The sequence below is a fragment of the Pseudomonas sp. GW821-FHT04D07 genome, from assembly GCF_059420225.1.
In genome coordinates this window covers 47,721-65,503 of record NZ_JBWKTH010000025.1, presented here as the reverse complement: position 1 = coordinate 65,503, position 17,783 = coordinate 47,721, and the positions used below count along the sequence as shown (strand labels likewise).

At 64.2% G+C, this 17,783-nt stretch carries 15 protein-coding genes; 11 read left to right on the top strand and 4 right to left on the bottom strand.

What is annotated here, in order from left to right; all coding sequences use genetic code 11:
• Positions 1-251 precede the first annotated feature (251 nt).
• The 11 genes from aroQ (at position 252) to AC07T0_RS24190 (ending at position 13,267) form a co-directional block, all read left to right on the top strand.
• Positions 252-707 (top strand): type II 3-dehydroquinate dehydratase, encoded by a 456-nt coding sequence (gene aroQ, locus AC07T0_RS24240; protein ID WP_040063984.1) that lies wholly within the window; start codon positions 252-254, stop codon positions 705-707.
• Positions 708-731: 24 nt separating this feature from the next.
• The gene (gene accB / locus AC07T0_RS24235) at positions 732-1,190 is read left to right on the top strand and encodes an acetyl-CoA carboxylase biotin carboxyl carrier protein (RefSeq protein WP_495003561.1); all 459 of its coding nucleotides are present in this window, start codon (positions 732-734) and stop codon (positions 1,188-1,190) included.
• A gap of 17 nt (positions 1,191-1,207) precedes the next feature.
• A complete protein-coding gene (gene accC, locus AC07T0_RS24230; RefSeq protein WP_495003560.1) occupies positions 1,208-2,566 on the top strand; it encodes an acetyl-CoA carboxylase biotin carboxylase subunit in 1,359 nt (452 codons plus the stop codon).
• A gap of 271 nt (positions 2,567-2,837) precedes the next feature.
• Positions 2,838-3,716, top strand: a complete 879-nt coding sequence (gene prmA / locus AC07T0_RS24225) for a 50S ribosomal protein L11 methyltransferase (RefSeq protein ID WP_495003559.1) — start codon at positions 2,838-2,840, stop codon at positions 3,714-3,716.
• Positions 3,717-3,746: 30 nt separating this feature from the next.
• Positions 3,747-5,042 carry a DUF3426 domain-containing protein gene (locus tag AC07T0_RS24220; RefSeq protein ID WP_495003558.1) on the top strand — a complete coding sequence of 432 codons (1,296 nt, stop codon included), beginning with the start codon at positions 3,747-3,749 and terminating at the stop codon, positions 5,040-5,042.
• Between the two features lie 176 nt (positions 5,043-5,218).
• A complete protein-coding gene (gene dusB / locus AC07T0_RS24215) occupies positions 5,219-6,232 on the top strand; it encodes a tRNA dihydrouridine synthase DusB (protein ID WP_495003557.1) in 1,014 nt (337 codons plus the stop codon).
• A complete protein-coding gene (gene fis / locus AC07T0_RS24210; protein ID WP_003186237.1) occupies positions 6,229-6,549 on the top strand; it encodes a DNA-binding transcriptional regulator Fis in 321 nt (106 codons plus the stop codon). Before dusB ends, fis begins: the two co-directional genes overlap by 4 nt.
• Before the next feature lie 81 nt (positions 6,550-6,630).
• Entirely contained in the window at positions 6,631-8,238 is a 1,608-nt protein-coding gene (purH, locus tag AC07T0_RS24205; RefSeq protein ID WP_495003556.1) for a bifunctional phosphoribosylaminoimidazolecarboxamide formyltransferase/IMP cyclohydrolase, read from the top strand.
• 135 nt (positions 8,239-8,373) lie between these two features.
• Positions 8,374-9,669, top strand: coding sequence for a phosphoribosylamine--glycine ligase (gene purD, locus AC07T0_RS24200; protein ID WP_495003555.1), 1,296 nt, complete (start codon positions 8,374-8,376; stop codon positions 9,667-9,669).
• A gap of 99 nt (positions 9,670-9,768) precedes the next feature.
• The gene (locus AC07T0_RS24195; RefSeq protein ID WP_495003554.1) at positions 9,769-12,555 is read left to right on the top strand and encodes a hybrid sensor histidine kinase/response regulator; all 2,787 of its coding nucleotides are present in this window, start codon (positions 9,769-9,771) and stop codon (positions 12,553-12,555) included.
• Between the two features lie 115 nt (positions 12,556-12,670).
• Complete coding sequence (locus AC07T0_RS24190) at positions 12,671-13,267, top strand: MarC family protein (protein ID WP_495003553.1); 597 nt, start codon at positions 12,671-12,673, stop codon at positions 13,265-13,267.
• A gap of 12 nt (positions 13,268-13,279) precedes the next feature.
• Here the strand turns inward: AC07T0_RS24190 and cobJ are convergent, their stop codons facing one another.
• From cobJ to cobG, 4 genes are read right to left on the bottom strand one after another with little or no spacing between them, the layout of a single operon-like run.
• On the bottom strand, positions 13,280-14,986 hold the full coding sequence (gene cobJ / locus AC07T0_RS24185) for a precorrin-3B C(17)-methyltransferase (protein ID WP_495003552.1): 1,707 nt from the start codon (positions 14,984-14,986) through the stop codon (positions 13,280-13,282).
• Entirely contained in the window at positions 14,983-15,714 is a 732-nt protein-coding gene (locus tag AC07T0_RS24180) for a precorrin-2 C(20)-methyltransferase (protein WP_495003602.1), read from the bottom strand. The genes cobJ and AC07T0_RS24180 overlap by 4 nt, the downstream gene beginning before the upstream one ends.
• The gene (locus AC07T0_RS24175) at positions 15,714-16,340 is read right to left on the bottom strand and encodes a precorrin-8X methylmutase (RefSeq protein WP_495003551.1); all 627 of its coding nucleotides are present in this window, start codon (positions 16,338-16,340) and stop codon (positions 15,714-15,716) included. Before AC07T0_RS24175 ends, AC07T0_RS24180 begins: the two co-directional genes overlap by 1 nt.
• Positions 16,333-17,658 (bottom strand): precorrin-3B synthase, encoded by a 1,326-nt coding sequence (gene cobG / locus AC07T0_RS24170; protein ID WP_495003601.1) that lies wholly within the window; start codon positions 17,656-17,658, stop codon positions 16,333-16,335. Before cobG ends, AC07T0_RS24175 begins: the two co-directional genes overlap by 8 nt.
• Positions 17,659-17,783 lie beyond the last annotated feature (125 nt).

Here is a 17,783-nt window from a genome sequence, read left to right as displayed (position 1 = left end):
CGCCCCGCGCCCCGGCCTTTCGCCCGCAACGGCGGCAAAATCGCCGCAGTGCCGGGCATCGGCGACAGCGGCGCGGCGAACTTCGCCGAACCTGCCGCCGGGACAAGTGACCGGATCCGACAAATCAGTCATAAATTTCGCGCGAACATCGGACATCGTGCTGGCTATTGCAGGTAACTGGACAGTCGCCAAAGCTTTCCGGCATAGTCGGCCCGCACCGACAACTGCACGCGAATGACAAGGAACAACCGATGGCGACCCTACTGGTTCTGCACGGACCCAACCTGAACCTGCTCGGCACCCGTGAGCCGGGCGTCTACGGCGCGGTGACGCTGCCCGAGATCAACCAGGACCTGGAGCGCCGGGCCCGCGAGGCGGGGCACCATCTGCTGTACCTGCAAAGCAACGCCGAGTACGAACTGATCGAGCGAATCCACGCGGCCCGTGGCGAAGGCGTGGACTTCATCCTGATCAATCCAGCGGCTTTTACGCATACAAGTGTCGCATTACGTGACGCGCTGCTGGCGGTGAGCATCCCATTCATCGAAGTGCATTTGTCGAACGTGCACAAACGCGAACCTTTCCGCCATCACTCCTACTTTTCAGATGTCGCTGTGGGAGTGATCTGCGGCCTTGGCGCCAGCGGTTACCGACTGGCCCTGGAGGCCGCCCTGGAACAGCTTGAATCACAGGCTAAACACCCCTGACCGACCCTTGGGAGTTGACGATTAATGGATATCCGTAAAGTTAAGAAACTGATCGAATTGCTGGAAGAATCCGGTATCGACGAGCTCGAGATCAAGGAAGGCGAAGAGTCCGTACGCATCAGCCGCCACAGCAAGACCCCGGCGCAGCAGTACTACGCTCCGGCACCGATGCCCGCACCGGTCGCCGCCGCTCCGGCTGCCGCCCCTGTTGCCGCGGCCCCGGCCGTTGCCGCCGCCCCGGCGCTGAACGGCAACGTAGCCCGTTCGCCGATGGTCGGTACCTTCTATCGCAAGGCCTCGCCTGCTTCCCCGTCTTTTGTCGAAGTCGGCCAGAGCGTGAAGAAAGGCGACATCCTGTGCATCGTCGAAGCCATGAAAATGATGAACCACATCGAAGCCGAATCCAGCGGCATGATCGAGTCCATCCTCGTCGAAGACGGCCAGCCGGTTGAGTACGACCAACCGCTGTTCACCATCGTTTGAAGCGCGGAGAGACAACGATGTCGAAACCTGCGAAGTTGGAAAAAGTCCTGATCGCCAACCGCGGTGAAATTGCACTGCGGATCCTGCGCGCGTGCAAGGAACTGGGGATCAAGACCGTCGCCGTCTACTCCAAGGCCGACAAGGAGCTGATGCACCTGGGCCTGGCAGACGAATCCGTGTGCATCGGCCCGGCGTCTGCCGCCCAGTCCTACCTGCACATCCCGGCCATCATCGCGGCGGCGGAAGTGACTGGCGCCACGGCGATCCACCCGGGCTACGGCTTCCTCGCGGAAAACGCCGACTTCGCCGAACAGGTCGAGAAATCCGGTTTTGCCTTCATCGGCCCGCAAGCCGACACCATTCGCCTGATGGGCGACAAGGTTTCGGCCAAGCACGCCATGATCAAAGCCGGCGTACCGACCGTTCCCGGCTCCGACGGCCCGCTGCCGGAAGACGAGGAAGAGGCCCTGCGCATCGGCCGTGAAGTCGGCTACCCGGTGATCATCAAGGCCGCCGGTGGCGGTGGTGGTCGCGGCATGCGCGTGGTGCACCAGGAAGAAGACCTGATCTCCTCGGCCAAGCTGACCCGCACCGAAGCCGGTGCAGCGTTCGGCAACCCGATGGTGTACCTGGAAAAATTCCTCACCAATCCGCGTCACGTGGAAGTCCAGGTGCTGTCCGACGGCCAGGGCCACGCCATCCACCTGGGTGACCGCGATTGCTCGCTGCAGCGCCGCCACCAGAAGGTACTGGAAGAAGCACCGGCCCCGGGCATCGATGAAAGAGCCCGCCAGGAAGTCTTCGCCCGCTGCGTCAAGGCGTGCATCGACATCAACTACCGTGGCGCCGGCACCTTCGAGTTCCTCTACGAGAACGGCAACTTCTACTTCATCGAGATGAACACTCGCGTACAAGTGGAACACCCGGTCTCGGAAATGGTCACCGGGATCGACATCGTCAAGGAGATGCTCAGCATCGCCGCTGGCAACCCGTTGTCGTACACCCAGGACGACGTGGTGATCCGCGGCCACGCCCTGGAGTGCCGGATCAACGCCGAGGACCCGAAGAAGTTCATTCCGAGCCCTGGCACCGTCAAGCACTTCCACGCGCCAGGCGGCAATGGCGTTCGCGTCGATTCGCACCTGTACAGTGGTTATGCGGTACCGCCGAACTATGATTCGTTGATCGGCAAGCTGATCACCTACGGCAAGGACCGTGACGAAGCCCTGGCGCGCATGCGCAACGCCCTGGACGAAATCGTGGTGGACGGGATCAAGACCAATATCCCGCTGCACCGCGACCTGGTTCGCGACGAAGGCTTCTGCAAGGGTGGCGTAAACATCCACTACCTGGAACACAAGCTCGCCAACCAGTGAGTCCGTGATCCGATCGACAAGGCCGCTTAATTGCGGCCTTGTTGTTTTTGCTCCTTTTGTGGGAGCAGAGCTTGCTCGCGAAGGGGGCCTCAATATCGCCAAAAAGCTTCGCGGGCAAGCTCCGCTCCCACCAAGCCACGCTCCTACAGGGGATTGCGCCAGACTCAGGTTCGTTTTTTTGAATACCGTCCGGGGCGCTGCTCAAGTAGACTTGCGCGTTTCTCGCAGCCTCCAGCGGTTGCACACTCCATTTTTACAAAGGTGCCCCGCCATGCCTTGGCTGCAAGTACGCCTGGCCATCAGCCCGGAACAAGCCGAAATCTACGAAGACGCCTTCCTCGAAGTCGGCGCCGTTTCGGTCACCTTCATGGATGCCGAAGATCAACCGATCTTCGAACCGGAACTCAACACCACCCCGCTGTGGTCCCACACCCACCTGCTGGCCCTGTTCGAAGGCGGCACCGAAGCGGCCAGCGTGCTCGCGCACCTGGAATTGCTGACCGGTGCGCCGCTGCCCGAGCACCACAGCGAAGTGATCGAGGACCAGGACTGGGAACGCAGTTGGATGGACAACTTCGAGCCGATGCGCTTCGGCCGTCGCCTGTGGATCGTCCCGAGCTGGCACGCCGCGCCGGAGCCGGAAGCGGTCAACCTGCTGCTCGACCCGGGCCTGGCCTTCGGTACTGGCACCCACCCGACCACCGCGCTGTGCCTGGAATGGCTCGACGGCCAGGACCTCAAGGACTGCAGCGTCCTCGACTTCGGCTGCGGCTCGGGGATCCTGGCGATTGCCGCCCTGCTGCTGGGCGCCCGTGAAGCGGTCGGCACCGATATCGACGTCCAGGCCCTGGAAGCCTCCCGTGACAACGCCGGGCGTAACCACATCGCCGAAGCGCTGTTCCCACTGTACCTGCCGCAAGACCTGCCCCAGGTCCAGGCCGACGTGCTGGTGGCCAATATCCTCGCCGGCCCGCTGGTATCCCTGGCCCCGCAATTGTCCACCCTGGTCAAGCCTGGCGGGCGTCTGGCACTCTCGGGGATCCTCGCCGAACAAGGCGCGCAAGTGGCTGCCGCTTATGCCCAGGACTTCGACCTCGACCCGATTGCCAATCGCGATGGCTGGGTGCGCATCAGTGGTCGTCGGCGCTAGAATGGGCGCTTGCATGAACCGGATCGCCGCATGACCGACAGCTTCGTCACCCAGTGCCCGCATTGCCAGACCAGTTTCCGCGTCAGTCACGCTCAATTGAGCGTGGCCCGTGGTGTGGTTCGCTGCGGCTCCTGCCTGCAGGTGTTCAACGCTGCGCGACAACTGCTCGAACAACGCGCAGCCAGGGAAGCGGCGAGCGCCGCCGCGGTTGCCGCGCCCGCCGCGGCGCCGAAACCGCCAGCACCGCCACCGCCTCCAGAGCCGCCTGAGCAGCCACGGGCCATCAGCCAGAGGCAATGGTCGGCCGAAGAGCTGGACCTGGACAACCTTGACCTGGACGAGGAACTGGCGCGCCTGGAACAACGGGAAATTCAGCCGACCAAGGCATTCGGCCAGGACCGTGGCGGCAAGGGCGACTCCCTCAGCGCCCGCCGCGACGACCCGGACACTGAAGAGCAATGGCCCGACAGTCTGTTCAGCGAGCCGCCGACCCCGCACGTCGAAGCCGACCTTGCCGACGCGGACGAAACGGCCCCGGCCAAGGCCGCGGAAAACAAAGCCGAACAACCCAAGTCGGCGCGTACCGAGCCTTCGCTGTCCTTCGATCTCGCCGACCTCGACGACGAACCGCCGGTCCCGCGTCTGCAACTCGAACACCACGAGCTGGAAGACGACGCCTTCCATGCCGCCCCGGCCGCCGAGCACATTGACGAAGCGCCCCCCGAAGACGAGCGCAAGAAACCCAAGTCCAAGCGCGAGCGCAACGAGCCCGGCCTGCACGACGATGTGCTGCTGGACCTGGTCGACGACCCGATCCAGCTCGACTGGCAACGCCGTCGCTCGCCCTGGGGCCGACGCCTGCTCTGGCTGCTGCTGGTGCTGCTGGCCGCCGCTGCCCTGCTCGGCCAATACGTCGGTTATCACTTCGACGAACTGGCGCGCCAGGACCAGTACCGTCCCTGGTTCCAGCAACTGTGCCCGGAAATAGGCTGCAAAGTGCCATCAAAAGTCGATATCGCCCGGATCAAGAGCAGTAACCTGGTGGTGCGCAGCCACCCGGACTTTGCCGGCGCCCTGGTGGTGGACGCAATCATCTACAACCGCGCGCCGTTCTCCCAGCCCTTCCCGCTGCTGGAGCTGCGCTTCGCCGACCTGAACGGCCATCTGATCGCCAGCCGCCGCTTCAAACCCGCCGAGTACCTGAGTGGCGACCTCGCCGGACAAGGCGAAATGCCACCACAGACACCGATCCATATCGCCCTGGACATCCTCGACCCGGGCGCCAAAGCCGTAAACTACAGCCTGAGCTTCCACTCGCCCGAGTAGCCCGGGGCCCTTCGCCCGGCGAGACGGCTGTTTTCCGGCGGCAACCAAACCGCCAGCGATAAGCGAATAACTGTTCAGATTTTATCCAATTTTGCCTTTATCCAGTCATCGAGAGCGGGTATCATGCCAACCCTTTTTCGAACTCTCATGATCCGTCCCCACAACAGGGAAGTCCTATGTCGGCGGTACGCATCGGCCCATATACATTGCAGAACGGCTTGATTCTCGCCCCCATGGCGGGCGTCACCGACCAGCCCTTTCGTCAGTTGTGCCGACGCTTGGGCGCGGGTCTTGTAGTCTCGGAAATGGTCACCAGCGACATGAGCTTGTGGAACAGCCGCAAATCGCGTCTGCGCATGATCCACGAAGGCGATCCCGAGCCCCGCTCGGTGCAGATCGCCGGTGGCGACGCACAGATGCTGGCGGAGGCGGCCCGGGCCAATGTCGAGCTGGGTGCACAGATTATCGATATCAACATGGGCTGCCCGGCGAAGAAGGTTTGTAACAAGGCCGCCGGCTCGGCGTTACTGAAAGACGAAGCACTGGTGAGCGAGATCCTGCACGCCGTGGTAGCGGCGGTGGCGGTCCCGGTCACCCTGAAGATCCGCACCGGCTGGGACCGGGCGAACAAGAACGGCCTGACGGTGGCGAAGATTGCCGAACAGGCGGGTATCACGGCGCTGGCGGTGCACGGGCGAACCCGCGCCGACCTGTATACCGGTGAAGCCGAGTACGACACCATTGCCGCGATCAAGCAGGCGGTGTCGATCCCGGTCTTCGCCAACGGCGACATCGATTCGGCCGAGAAAGCCCGGCACGTGCTGCACGCGACCGGTGCCGACGGCCTGTTGATCGGCCGGGCCGCCCAGGGGCGGCCATGGATTTTTCGTGAAATCGAGCATTTTCTGCGTACCGGTGAAACCCTCCCGGCACCGGAGCTGTTCGAGGTGGAACGTATTCTGCTAGAGCATCTGGCCGCGTTGCATGCCTTCTATGGGGAGGTGATGGGTGTGCGTATCGCCCGCAAGCACGTTGGCTGGTATCTCGCAACCTTGCCGGGCGCCAAGGAGTTTCGCGCCCACTTCAATCGTGTGGAAGATACGGAAGCACAATGCGCCAACGTTCGTGAGTTCTTCGCCGAACGTTACAAGAGCCTGGTGACAGGGGAAGGAAGAGGGGTGGCCGCATGACGATGATGACCGAGACTTTAGTGAGTGGAACAACGCCCGTGAGCGACAACGTCAATTTGAAACAGCACCTCAACACGCCGAGCGAAGAAGGCCAGACCCTTCGCGGGAGTGTCGAGAAGGCGCTGCACAATTATTTCGCCCACCTTGAGGGCGCGGCCGTCACGGACGTGTACAACCTGGTGCTCTCGGAAGTCGAGGCGCCCTTGCTTGAAAGCGTGATGAACTACGTCAAGGGCAACCAGACCAAGGCCAGCGAGCTGCTCGGGTTGAACCGCGGCACCCTGCGCAAGAAACTCAAACAGTACGATTTGCTGTAAGCATTCAATCAAACCAGAAAGGCGCCCGCGTAGAAACGGTCGCCTTTTTTGCTGACTCCTTTGCTTTTGATGGAAATTGAGATGACCGACCAGACTACCCGCCTGCCGATCCGCCGTGCCTTGATCAGTGTTTCCGACAAGACCGGGATCCTCGAATTCGCCAAGGAGCTGGAAGCCCTGGGCGTGGAGATCCTTTCCACCGGCGGGACCTTCAAGCTGCTGCGAGACAACGGTGTGGCCGCGGTGGAAGTTGCCGATTACACCGGTTTCGCGGAAATGATGGATGGCCGGGTGAAGACCCTGCACCCGAAAATCCACGGCGGCATCCTCGGTCGTCGCGGTATCGACGACGCCATCATGAACGAGCACGGCATCAAGCCGATCGACCTGGTGGCGGTCAACCTCTACCCGTTCGAAGCCACCATCAACAAGCCCGGCTGTGACCTGCCGACCGCCATCGAGAACATCGATATCGGCGGCCCGACCATGGTTCGCTCGGCGGCCAAGAACCACAAGGACGTGGCCATCGTGGTCAACGCCGGCGACTACGGCCAGGTCCTGGAAAGCCTCAAGGCTGGTGGCCTGACCTACGCCCAGCGCTTCGACCTGATGCTCAAGGCCTTCGAACACACTGCCGCCTACGACGGCATGATCGCCAACTACCTGGGTACCGTGAACCAGGCCGCCGAGACCCTGAGCACGGAAGGTCGCAGCGAATTCCCGCGTACCTTCAACAGCCAGTTCATCAAGGCCCAGGAAATGCGCTACGGCGAGAACCCGCACCAGAGCGCGGCGTTCTACGTGGAAGCCAAGCCTGCCGAAGTCGGCATCGCCACCGCGACCCAGCTGCAAGGCAAGGAGCTCTCCTATAACAACGTGGCCGATACCGACGCCGCGCTGGAATGCGTGAAGAGCTTCGTCAAACCGGCCTGCGTCATCGTCAAGCACGCCAACCCGTGCGGCGTGGCCGTCAGCCCGGACGCCGAAGGCGGTATCCGCCAGGCCTACGAACTGGCCTACGCCACCGACAGTGAATCGGCCTTCGGCGGCATCATCGCCTTCAACCGCGAACTGGATGCCGAAACCGCCAAGGCCATCGTCGAGCGTCAGTTCGTCGAAGTGATCATCGCCCCGTCCGTCAGCGAAGAAGCTCGCGCCATCGTTGCCGCCAAGGCCAACGTGCGCCTGCTGGTCTGCGGTCAGTGGGATGCCAACCGCGCCCCGGCCTGGGATTACAAGCGCGTCAACGGTGGCCTGCTGGTGCAGAGCCGCGATATCGGCATGATCGGCAGCGACGATTTGAAAGTCGTGACCCAACGCGCACCGACCGAGCAAGAGATCCACGACCTGATCTTCGCCTGGAAAGTCGCCAAGTACGTCAAGTCCAACGCCATCGTCTACGCCAAGAACCGCCAGACCATCGGTGTCGGCGCCGGCCAGATGAGCCGCGTCAACTCCGCTCGTATTGCTGCCATCAAGGCCGAGCATGCTGGCCTGCAGGTACAGGGCTCGGTCATGGCTTCGGATGCGTTCTTCCCGTTCCGCGACGGTCTCGACAATGCGGCCAAGGTCGGTATCACCGCGGTGATCCAGCCGGGCGGCTCGATGCGTGACAATGAAGTGATTGCTGCGGCGGATGAAGCCGGCATCGCGATGGTCTTTACCGGCATGCGCCACTTCCGCCACTGATAACACAGCCCCCGTGGGAGCCGGCTTGCCGGCGATGAGGCCGGCGAGTCCTGCATTTGATCTTGCGGCCGCCATCGCCGGCAAGCCGGCTCCCACAATGCTCTCCCAGAATTCAGCGTCATCGAGGTTTTTGAAATGAATGTTTTGATCATCGGCAGCGGTGGCCGTGAACACGCCCTGGCCTGGAAAGTGGCGCAGGACCCGCGTGTCGAGAAAGTCTTCGTCGCCCCGGGCAACGCCGGTACCGCCATCGAGGCCAAGTGCGAAAACGTCGCCATCGACGTCCTGGCCCTTGAGCAGCTGGCGGATTTTGCCGAGAAAAACGTTTCCCTGACCATCGTCGGTCCGGAAGTACCGTTGGTCGCTGGTGTGGTCGACCTGTTCCGCGCCCGTGGCCTGGACTGCTTCGGCCCGACCGCCGGTGCCGCCCAGCTGGAAGGCTCCAAGGCCTTCACCAAGGACTTCCTGGCGCGCCACAAGATCCCCACCGCCGACTACCAGAACTTCACCGAGATCGAGCCGGCCCTGGCCTATCTGCGGGAAAAAGGCGCACCGATCGTGATCAAGGCCGACGGCCTGGCCGCCGGCAAAGGCGTGATCGTCGCCATGACCCTGGGCGAAGCCGAAGACGCCGTGCGCGACATGCTCGCCGGCAATGCCTTCGGCGAGGCCGGTTCGCGGGTAGTCATCGAAGAGTTCCTCGACGGCGAAGAAGCCAGCTTTATCGTCATGGTCGACGGCAAGAACGTCCTGCCCATGGCCACCAGCCAGGACCACAAGCGCGTCGGCGACGGCGACAGCGGCCCGAATACCGGCGGCATGGGCGCCTACTCGCCGGCACCGGTGGTCACCGCCGAGGTGCACCAGCGGGTCATGGACCAGGTGATCTGGCCCACCGTGCGCGGCATGGCCGCCGAAGGCAACGTCTACACCGGCTTCCTCTATGCGGGACTGATGATCGATCAGGCCGGCAATCCGAAAGTCATCGAGTTCAACTGCCGCTTCGGCGACCCGGAAACCCAACCGGTGATGCTGCGCCTGCAATCGAGCCTGATCCTGCTGATCGAGGCCGCGCTGGCCCAGGCCCTGGACAAGATCGAAGCCCAATGGGACCCACGTCCGAGCCTGGGCATCGTCCTCGCTGCCGGCGGTTACCCGGGCGACTACGCCAAGGGCGCGCTGATCAAGGGCCTGGACGCGGCCGCGGGTCTGGAAGGCAAAGTCTTTCACGCCGGTACCGCACTGAAGGACGGCCAGGTAGTAACTTCCGGCGGTCGGGTGCTCTGCGCCACCGCCCTGGGCAACAGTGTTGACGCCGCACAGCAGCAAGCTTACAAGCTCGCGGCTAAGATTGATTGGGACGGCTGCTTCTACCGTAGCGATATCGGCTATCGTGCAATTGCACGCGAACGCGCAGAATCAAAGGAATAAGCTATCCGAAGGGATAGGCAAGGGTGTGCAACCCTTGCCGAACTATTCCAGCCCTGCGCATAGTTATCACCAGGCATCAACCTACGAAGGGATTTCGCCGTGCGCTGGCTCAGGATCGCCATAGGTATTACTGTCAGCTTGCTGACCCTGCTCTGCCTTGCTCCGGCCCAGGCCTCGCAAGGCATTGGCTGGGCGTCATTGTTCGACGACCAGGCCGACCTGCAATTGAGCGATATCCGCTCTTCGCGCTACACCAACCAATTCAGTCCGGTCGAGCTCGAACGCCTGACCGCGGCCCAACCCGAAGGCGCCTTGTGGCTGCGCTTTCGCCTGCAACCGGGCACCCACGAACAAGTACTGCGGGTCTTCGCCCCTGATCTGGCCCGCCTTGACCTCTATACCCTCGACGGCGACAACCTGATCGCCCAGGTGCGTACCGGCAACGACCTGCCTCAGGCCGAGCGCCCATTGCCCAGCAGCGACTTCATGCTGCCGCTGGTACAAAGCAACCGACCGCTGGATATCTACCTGCGGCTGGTGTCCAAGCACGAGCTACGCCCGCACATCACCCTCGAACCGGCTATCGCGGTCGCCGCCGACCAGAGCCAGTCGCTGCTCTACGGCCTGCTGTTCGGCTGCCTGACGATGCTGATCCTGCACAACCTGATCCGCTTCACCTACACCCGCTCGCACAGCAGCCTGTGGCTGGCCGCCTGCGAAGGTTTCCTGCTGCTCAGCGCACTGTTCCTGCTGAACCTGATCGGCCCTTGGCTGCCCGACTGGCATGGCGCGCAAACCCCCGCCTCCTATGTGGCGCTGCTGCTGACGGCACCCTGTGGACTGATGTTCGCCTACTCGTTTTTTTCGCAGTTGGGCCCGCATCCGCTGAACAAGTTACTGCTGGGCGACATCCTGATCATCAGCCTTGGCGGCCTGCTGCTGTTGTTCGTCGACACCCTGCCGCTGAACATCATGACCTATGGCCTGGTGGGCCTGGCGAGCCTGAGCATCCTGCTGGTGTCCGCCTATCACTGGCAGAAGGGCTACCGTCCGGCGCGACTGTTCGTGGTGGCCATGGTGATCTTCAACATCGGCACGCTGGTGATCCTGCCCGCACTACTGGGACTGACGCAGGTGGCGCCGCAAGGCCTGATCATCGCGCTGCTGGTGTTTATCTGCATCAGCGGCCTGTTGATGAGCGTGGCCCTGGGCGAGCGCCGCCGCAGCATCACCGAAGACCAGTTCAGCCTCAGCCGCGACCTGGCGGCGAGCAATGCGGAAATCGCCGCCAAGGCCGAGTTCCTGGCGAAGATCAGCCACGAGATCCGCACGCCGATGAACGGCGTGCTGGGCATGACCGAACTGCTCCTGGGCACGCCCCTGTCGGTCAAACAGCGCGACTATGTGCAGACCATCCACAGCGCCGGCAACGAGCTGCTGACCCTGATCAACGAGATCCTCGATATCTCCAAGCTGGAGTCCGGGCAGATCGAACTGGATGACGTGCAGTTCGACCTCAACGCCCTGATCGATGACTGCCTGAGTATTTTCCGCGCCAGGGCCGAGCAGCAGAATGTCGAGCTGATCAGTTTTATCCAGCCCCAGGTCCCCCGAGTGATCAGCGGTGACCCGACGCGCCTGCGCCAGACTCTACTCAGCCTGCTGGAACACGCCCTGAAGAAAACCGACGAGGGCGAGATCCTGATCGTCGTCGCCCTCGACGAACGCAGCGGCCAGCCGCGCCTGCGCATCGCGGTCCAGGACAGCGGCGTGCCGATGGGCGACGAAGAACGCGATGCCCTGCTCCACGCCGAACTGCAGAGCAAGAACTTCCTCGCCGCGACCCGTCTGGGTGGCAATCTCGGGCTGGTGATCGCCCGCCAACTGGTGCAACTGATGCAAGGCGAGTTCGGCATCAAGAGCGGCACCCACCAGGGCAGTACCCTGTGGCTGACCTTGCCCCTGGACCCGCTGCACCTGGAGAACCCAACCTCGGACCTTGACGGTCCGCTGCGCGGCGCGCGGGTGCTGGTGGTCGACGACAACGACACTTGCCGCAAGGTGCTGGTGCAGCAATGCAGCGCCTGGGGCCTGAACGTCAGCGCCGTGCCGTCGGGCAAGGAAGCCCTGGCGCTGCTGCGGACCAAGGCCCACCTGCGCGACTACTTCGACGCGGTGCTGCTGGACCAGAACATGCCCGGCATGACCGGCATGCAACTGGCGGCGAAGATCAAGGAAGACCCAAGCCTGAACCACGATATCCTGCTGATCATGCTCACCGGCATCAGCAACGCGCCGAGCAAAATCATCGCGCGCAATGCCGGGGTCAAGCGCATCCTCGCCAAGCCTGTGGCTGGCTACACCCTCAAGACCACCCTGGCGGACGAACTGGCCCAGCGCGACAAATGGCCAGGACCGGGGCCGACGCCGACGCCCGCGGCAAGCCCCGAGGCGGTGGAACCGATCGCCGTACCGAGCGACTTCCGCATCCTGGTGGCCGAAGACAACAGCATCTCCACCAAAGTGATTCGCGGCATGCTCGGCAAGCTCAACCTCAAGCCCGACACCGCCAGCAATGGCGAAGAGGCCCTGCGGGCGATGAAAGCCCAGCACTACGACCTGGTGCTGATGGACTGCGAGATGCCGATCCTCGACGGTTTTTCCGCCACCCAGCAGTTACGTGCCTGGGAAGTCGGCAACCAGCGCGTGCGCACCCCGGTGGTGGCGCTGACCGCGCACATTCTCACCGAGCACAAGGAGCGCGCGCGCCAGGCCGGGATGGACGGGCATATGGCCAAGCCGGTGGAGCTGTCGCAATTGCGTGAGTTGGTGGAGCACTGGGTGGCCGAGCGCGCGCACCAGCAGACCCAGGTCCCGACGCCCTGACGGCGAGGCCACGCCCCGCCCATGACGATCGGCCCGGCCGCTTCCCGGACACAGCCGACAGCGTGCGCAACGCCTGATAGACTGCCGTCGCCCTCCTCCGTTGCGAGCCCAAACCATGCTCCACGTGTTATTCAGCGTTTACCTGAAGATGCTGGTGCTCTACAGCCCGTTCTTCGTCCTGTCCTGCTTTATCAGCCTGACCCGTGGTTACTCCAGCAAGGAGCGGCGACGCCTGGCCTGGAAGGTCGCATTGGCGACGCTGGTGTCCAGCGTGCTGCTGTATCTGTTCGGGCGGGTGATCTTCAGCGTCTTCGGCATCACCGTGGATGCCTTCCGCATCGGCGCGGGCAGTGTGCTGTTTATTTCGGCGTTGGGCATGGCCCAGGGTAAATCGGCGGTGCAGACCGACAATGTGCAGCAGGACGTGACCATCGTCCCGCTGACCATCCCCCTGACCGTCGGCCCCGGCACCATCGGTGCCCTGCTGGTCATGGGGGTCAGCCAGCCGCACTGGGATGACAAGCTCTCGGCCATCGTCAGTATCGCCCTGGCGAGCCTGACCGTCGGCGTAGTGTTGTACCTGTCCAACCGGATCGAACGCATCCTCGGCGACCAGGGCTTGCAGATCGTCAGCCGTCTGATGGGGCTGTTCGTCTGCGCCCTGGCGGCGCAGATCATCTTTACCGGGGTACGCGGGTATCTGCTGCCCTGAGCACAGCGCTCCTCAAGAGCGAGGCTTTTCACCGTACCAGCGCGGGGTGTACACCCACTCGCCACCCTCGGCACGGGGGAAAACACAGGTGGTGGAGGAACCGATGATGACCAGGGTACGCATGTCCACCTGGTCCGGCGTCAACTCACCCAGGGTGGTCACCCGCAAGGTCTGTCCCGGCCGACCGATATCCCGTCCCAGCACCACCGGCGTCTGCGCCGTGCGATGCCCGGCGACGATCTCCAGGGCGCGGCCCAACTGCCAGGGGCGGGAGCGCGAGATCGGGTTGTAGAAGGCCAGGGCCAGATCGGCCTGGGCCGCCAGGTCGAGGCGCTTCTCGATGACGGCCCAGGGCTTGAGGTTGTCCGAGAGCGACATCACACAGAAATCATGCCCCAACGGCGCACCAGCCTGGGCCGCCGTCGCCAGCGAGGCAGAGACCCCGGGGAGGATTTCCAGGTCGACGCTGTGCCAGCTCGGGTCAGTGGATTCGTGCAGGGCTTCGAGCACCGCCGCCGCCATGGCGAACACGCCCGGATCGCCGGACGACACCACCACCACCGAACGGCCCTGGGCCGCCAGTTCGAAAGCATGCCGGGCACGCTGCATCTCTTCGCGGTTATCGGTGCAATGCAGCACCTGATCGGCGCGGAACGGGCCAGCCATGCGCACGTAGGTTTCATAACCCAGTACGTCGTTGGCCTTTGCCAGCTCGGCCTTCACCGCCGGGACCATCAGTTCGGCGGCGCCAGGACCGAGGCCGATCACCGCCAGGCGACCGCGTGGACGACCGATCCGCTCCGGCGCCAATGGCTGGCTGGCGACCGCGATCGCCAAGCCCTCGCTGACGGAGATCGGCGCTAGCAATTGCGGTATCGCCTGTTGTGCCATTTCAGCGACCGAGCCGGTCGAGGCGACAAAACGCAAGGGCACGCCCAGCTCGACTGCCGCTTCACGCAACACGGGGCTGGCCATCTCGCTGTCCGCCGCCAACAGGCAGGCCAGCGACTGCCGGGCGATATTCGCGCCATGCAGAGCATCGCAAACCGCGCTGACCAGTTCCGGCACACGAGCCGTGACCGCCACCAGCACGCTGCGCGGATAAATCAGCAATTCATTGGCCGCCGGCACCCGCTCGGCGCTGCCGACATGAATCGACAGGCGCGCCTGGCGATCCTCCGGCAAATTCGCCTCTGCCAACCAGGGTGCCGCGCCTTCGATACGCACGCTTTCGCCGGCCAGCAGGTCCGAGACAAAACGCTTGCCCAGTTCCAGGTCGCCCAGGGCATAACCACTCGGCGGGTTCAGCAGGCAGGTGCCGAAACGCAGCTCGCCGCTGGTGGTGATCGCCGCCGCGATACCGAGACCGGCAGCCATTTCCCGGGCCATGACATTCACCCCGCCCAGCCCACCCAACAGCGGCACCACGGCGCTGCCGTCCTCGGCCACCGCCAGCACCGGCGGTTCGGCGCCTTTCTCCAATAGCACCGGGGCCAGCGTGCGAATGACGATACCGGCGGCGCACAGGGCAATGATCGGGGTGTCCTGTTGATAAAGCTGGCGCATCGTCGCGCCAAACTCGTGGTACAGCCGATCCGCGCCGTCGACCCGCTCCGCCAGCCCATAGACCAGCGCATCCGGGTAAATCCGTTGCAGCCGCCGGGCCGTCGCCAGGCTGCCATTGCCGAGAATGACAATGGCCGGTTGCGCGCGGCTCATCCCTGCCACCGTTCGCCGGGCACGATGATCAGCGAGAAGTACGGCGAGGACATCGGCTCGACCTGATCGAGCGGCACGATCTTCTGATTGGCCATGGTCGCGCGCTCCACATATAAGGCGCGGCCAGCCAGGCCCAACTCTTCCAGCACCTGGCGAACCTTGGGAAAGTTGCGCCCCAGCTTCATGATCACCGCCGCGTCGGCATCGGCCAGGCGGCGCTTGAGTTCGTCATGGGGCAGCACGCCGGACAAGACCGACAGGCTCTGGTTGCGGTATACCAGCGGCACGCCGAGCACCGAGGCGCCCCCGAGCATCGAGCACACGCCAGGAATCACTTCGGCCTCATAACGCTCGGCCAAGCGGTCGTGCAGGTACATGTAGGAGCCGTAGAAGAACGGGTCGCCTTCGCAGATCACCGCCACATCGCGGCCGGCCTCCAGGTGTGTGGCCACTTCCAGACTGGCTTCGTCGTAGAAGTCGCTGATCACCTGCTCATAGGACAAGGGCGCGGGTAGCGCCTCGGTGGTCACCGGGTAGACCAGCGGCAGCAGCCTCTGGGCCTCCTGCAAGTACCCCTCGATAATGCCGAACGCATTGCCTTTCTTGCCCTTGGCGACGAAATACGCCACCACCGGCGACTCGCGCAGCAGGCGCAAGGCCTTGAGCGTAATCAGTTCCGGGTCACCGGGGCCCACGCCGAGGCCGATCAGACGTCCAGGCTGCTGCATCATTCAATCTCCGTAGCGAGGGCATTCACTGCCGCGGCGGCCATGGCGCTGCCACCGAGCCGGCCTTGCATGATCACGAACGGCACGCCACGGCTGTCAGCCGCAAGCATCGCCTTGGATTCGGCGGCGCCGACAAAGCCCACCGGAAAGCCGAGGATCAACGCCGGTTTCGGCGCGCCGGCATCGAGCATTTCCAGCAGGTAGAACAGCGCTGTCGGCGCGTTGCCGATCACCACCACGCTGCCCTCCAGATACGGCCGCCACAGCTCCAGCGCCGCCGCCGAGCGGGTATTGCCCAGCGCTTGCGCCAACTCGGGCACGCGCTCGTCGCGCAGGGTGCAGATCACCGGATTGTTGGCCGGCAGGCGCGCACGGGTCACGCCCTCGCTGACCATCCGCGCATCGCAGAGAATCGCCGCGCCAGCCGCCAAGGCCTCACGCCCGGCCTTGCCGGCGCCCGGGGAAAATTGCAGACCGTCGATGGCATCGACCATGCCGCAGGCGTGGATCACCCGCACGGCGAGCTTTTCCAGGTCCGCGGGAATACGCGCCAGGTTGGCTTCCGCGCGAATGATCGCGAAGGAGTTGCGATAGATCTCCTGACCGTCGCGGATGTAATCAATCATCGGTGTTGCTCCGTGAGCGGGCTGCCAGCAGGGCGCCCGCCGCATCAATAGTAAGGTCGCGGGCGTGCAGCCGGCCAAAGCCCGGGTGCGCGGCGTCGCGGAAATAGAGGTGGTAATGGCCCGGCGCAGCCGCCAGCAAGGTGGCCGGCGCCACATGAGCCGCCGCGCAGGAACGCGCGCAGCCGGACAGGTGCACGCCCTGGGGTTGCTCTTGCAGCTGCCGCGCCAGACTGCGGGCGTCGGCCTTGGTGTCGGCCAGGCCCTTGCCGCAGCCGGCCGAGCCGGTGCAGGCGATCAGTTGCGCCAGGGCGTCGGCGGCGTCGCACAACAAGCCGAGGCGCTGCAATTGTGCGCTGACGGTTGCCGCGTCTTCGCTGCGGATATTGGGCAACAACAGGCTCTGCCAGGGGGTCAGGCGCAGGCTGGCATCGCCAAACTCACTGGCCAGCCGGGCCACGCCGTCGAGCATCGTCGCGTCAAGCCGGCCCAGGGGCGCCATCGCGCCAATGCAGACACGCCCCGGCTGGCGCTGTGGATAAGTGCCGATATGCCGCAGGCCGGGAGCAGCGACTCGCTGCCAGGACGGGACCGCCGCCGGTGTAAAACCAAGCCGTTGGCTCAATTGAGCGAGGAATTCAGCCGGCGCGACTTCAGCCAGCAAATGGCGCATGCGCGTCTGCTCGGGGCGGGCCAGATCGAGGAACAGCTCCAGCACCGCCACCACCAGCGCATGCCCTTCGGCCAGGGGCACGGCGGCCAATGGCAGGTCGTTGGCCGGACAGCCAGCCAGGCCAAACGCCAGGTACGGCTGGTCGCCCAGCAGCAGCGCCGACAGCCATAGGTCGTGCGGATGCTCCAGCATTGCCAGGGCTTCGCCACCGTCCAGTTGCAGCGCGAACTTGGCCGACAGTTCATGAAAGCGCGGCTGAGTCTGCAAGGTCGCCAGGATCTGCCCGGCCAGGGGCCGGGTGTCGATCAACAACTGACGGTCGATTCCCGCGCTCGGGCTGAGCATCAGGTTGCGTACATCGTCGCCCGCTGGCGTGGTCGGGCCGAGGCCGGCGTCGAGCAATTCGTCGATCAGCTCGGCCTGTTGCGCGCCGATGCCACGAATCTGCAGGTTGGCCCGATTGGTCGCTTCGATCACGCCACCGGCATAACGCTCGGCGGCACGGGCCAGCGCCTGGGCCTGGGCGCTGCCGATCACCCCGCCGGCCAGCTTGATCCGGCAGATACCGCCGTCCAGCGCCGGGACGATACGTAACAACCCCGGGCAGGCCGAGGGGCGAATAGCGGTGGTGGGCGGGCGTTGGTTCAAGGGACGGCCGGTAGTGAAGGAAAGGTAGAGGTTGCTATCGAAGAGCATTTCGCCCTCGCAGGCGCGGTATTATGCCTGCTTTGTCCGATGGCATGAAAAGCCTGCCCGTCGGAACCGCTGTGTTT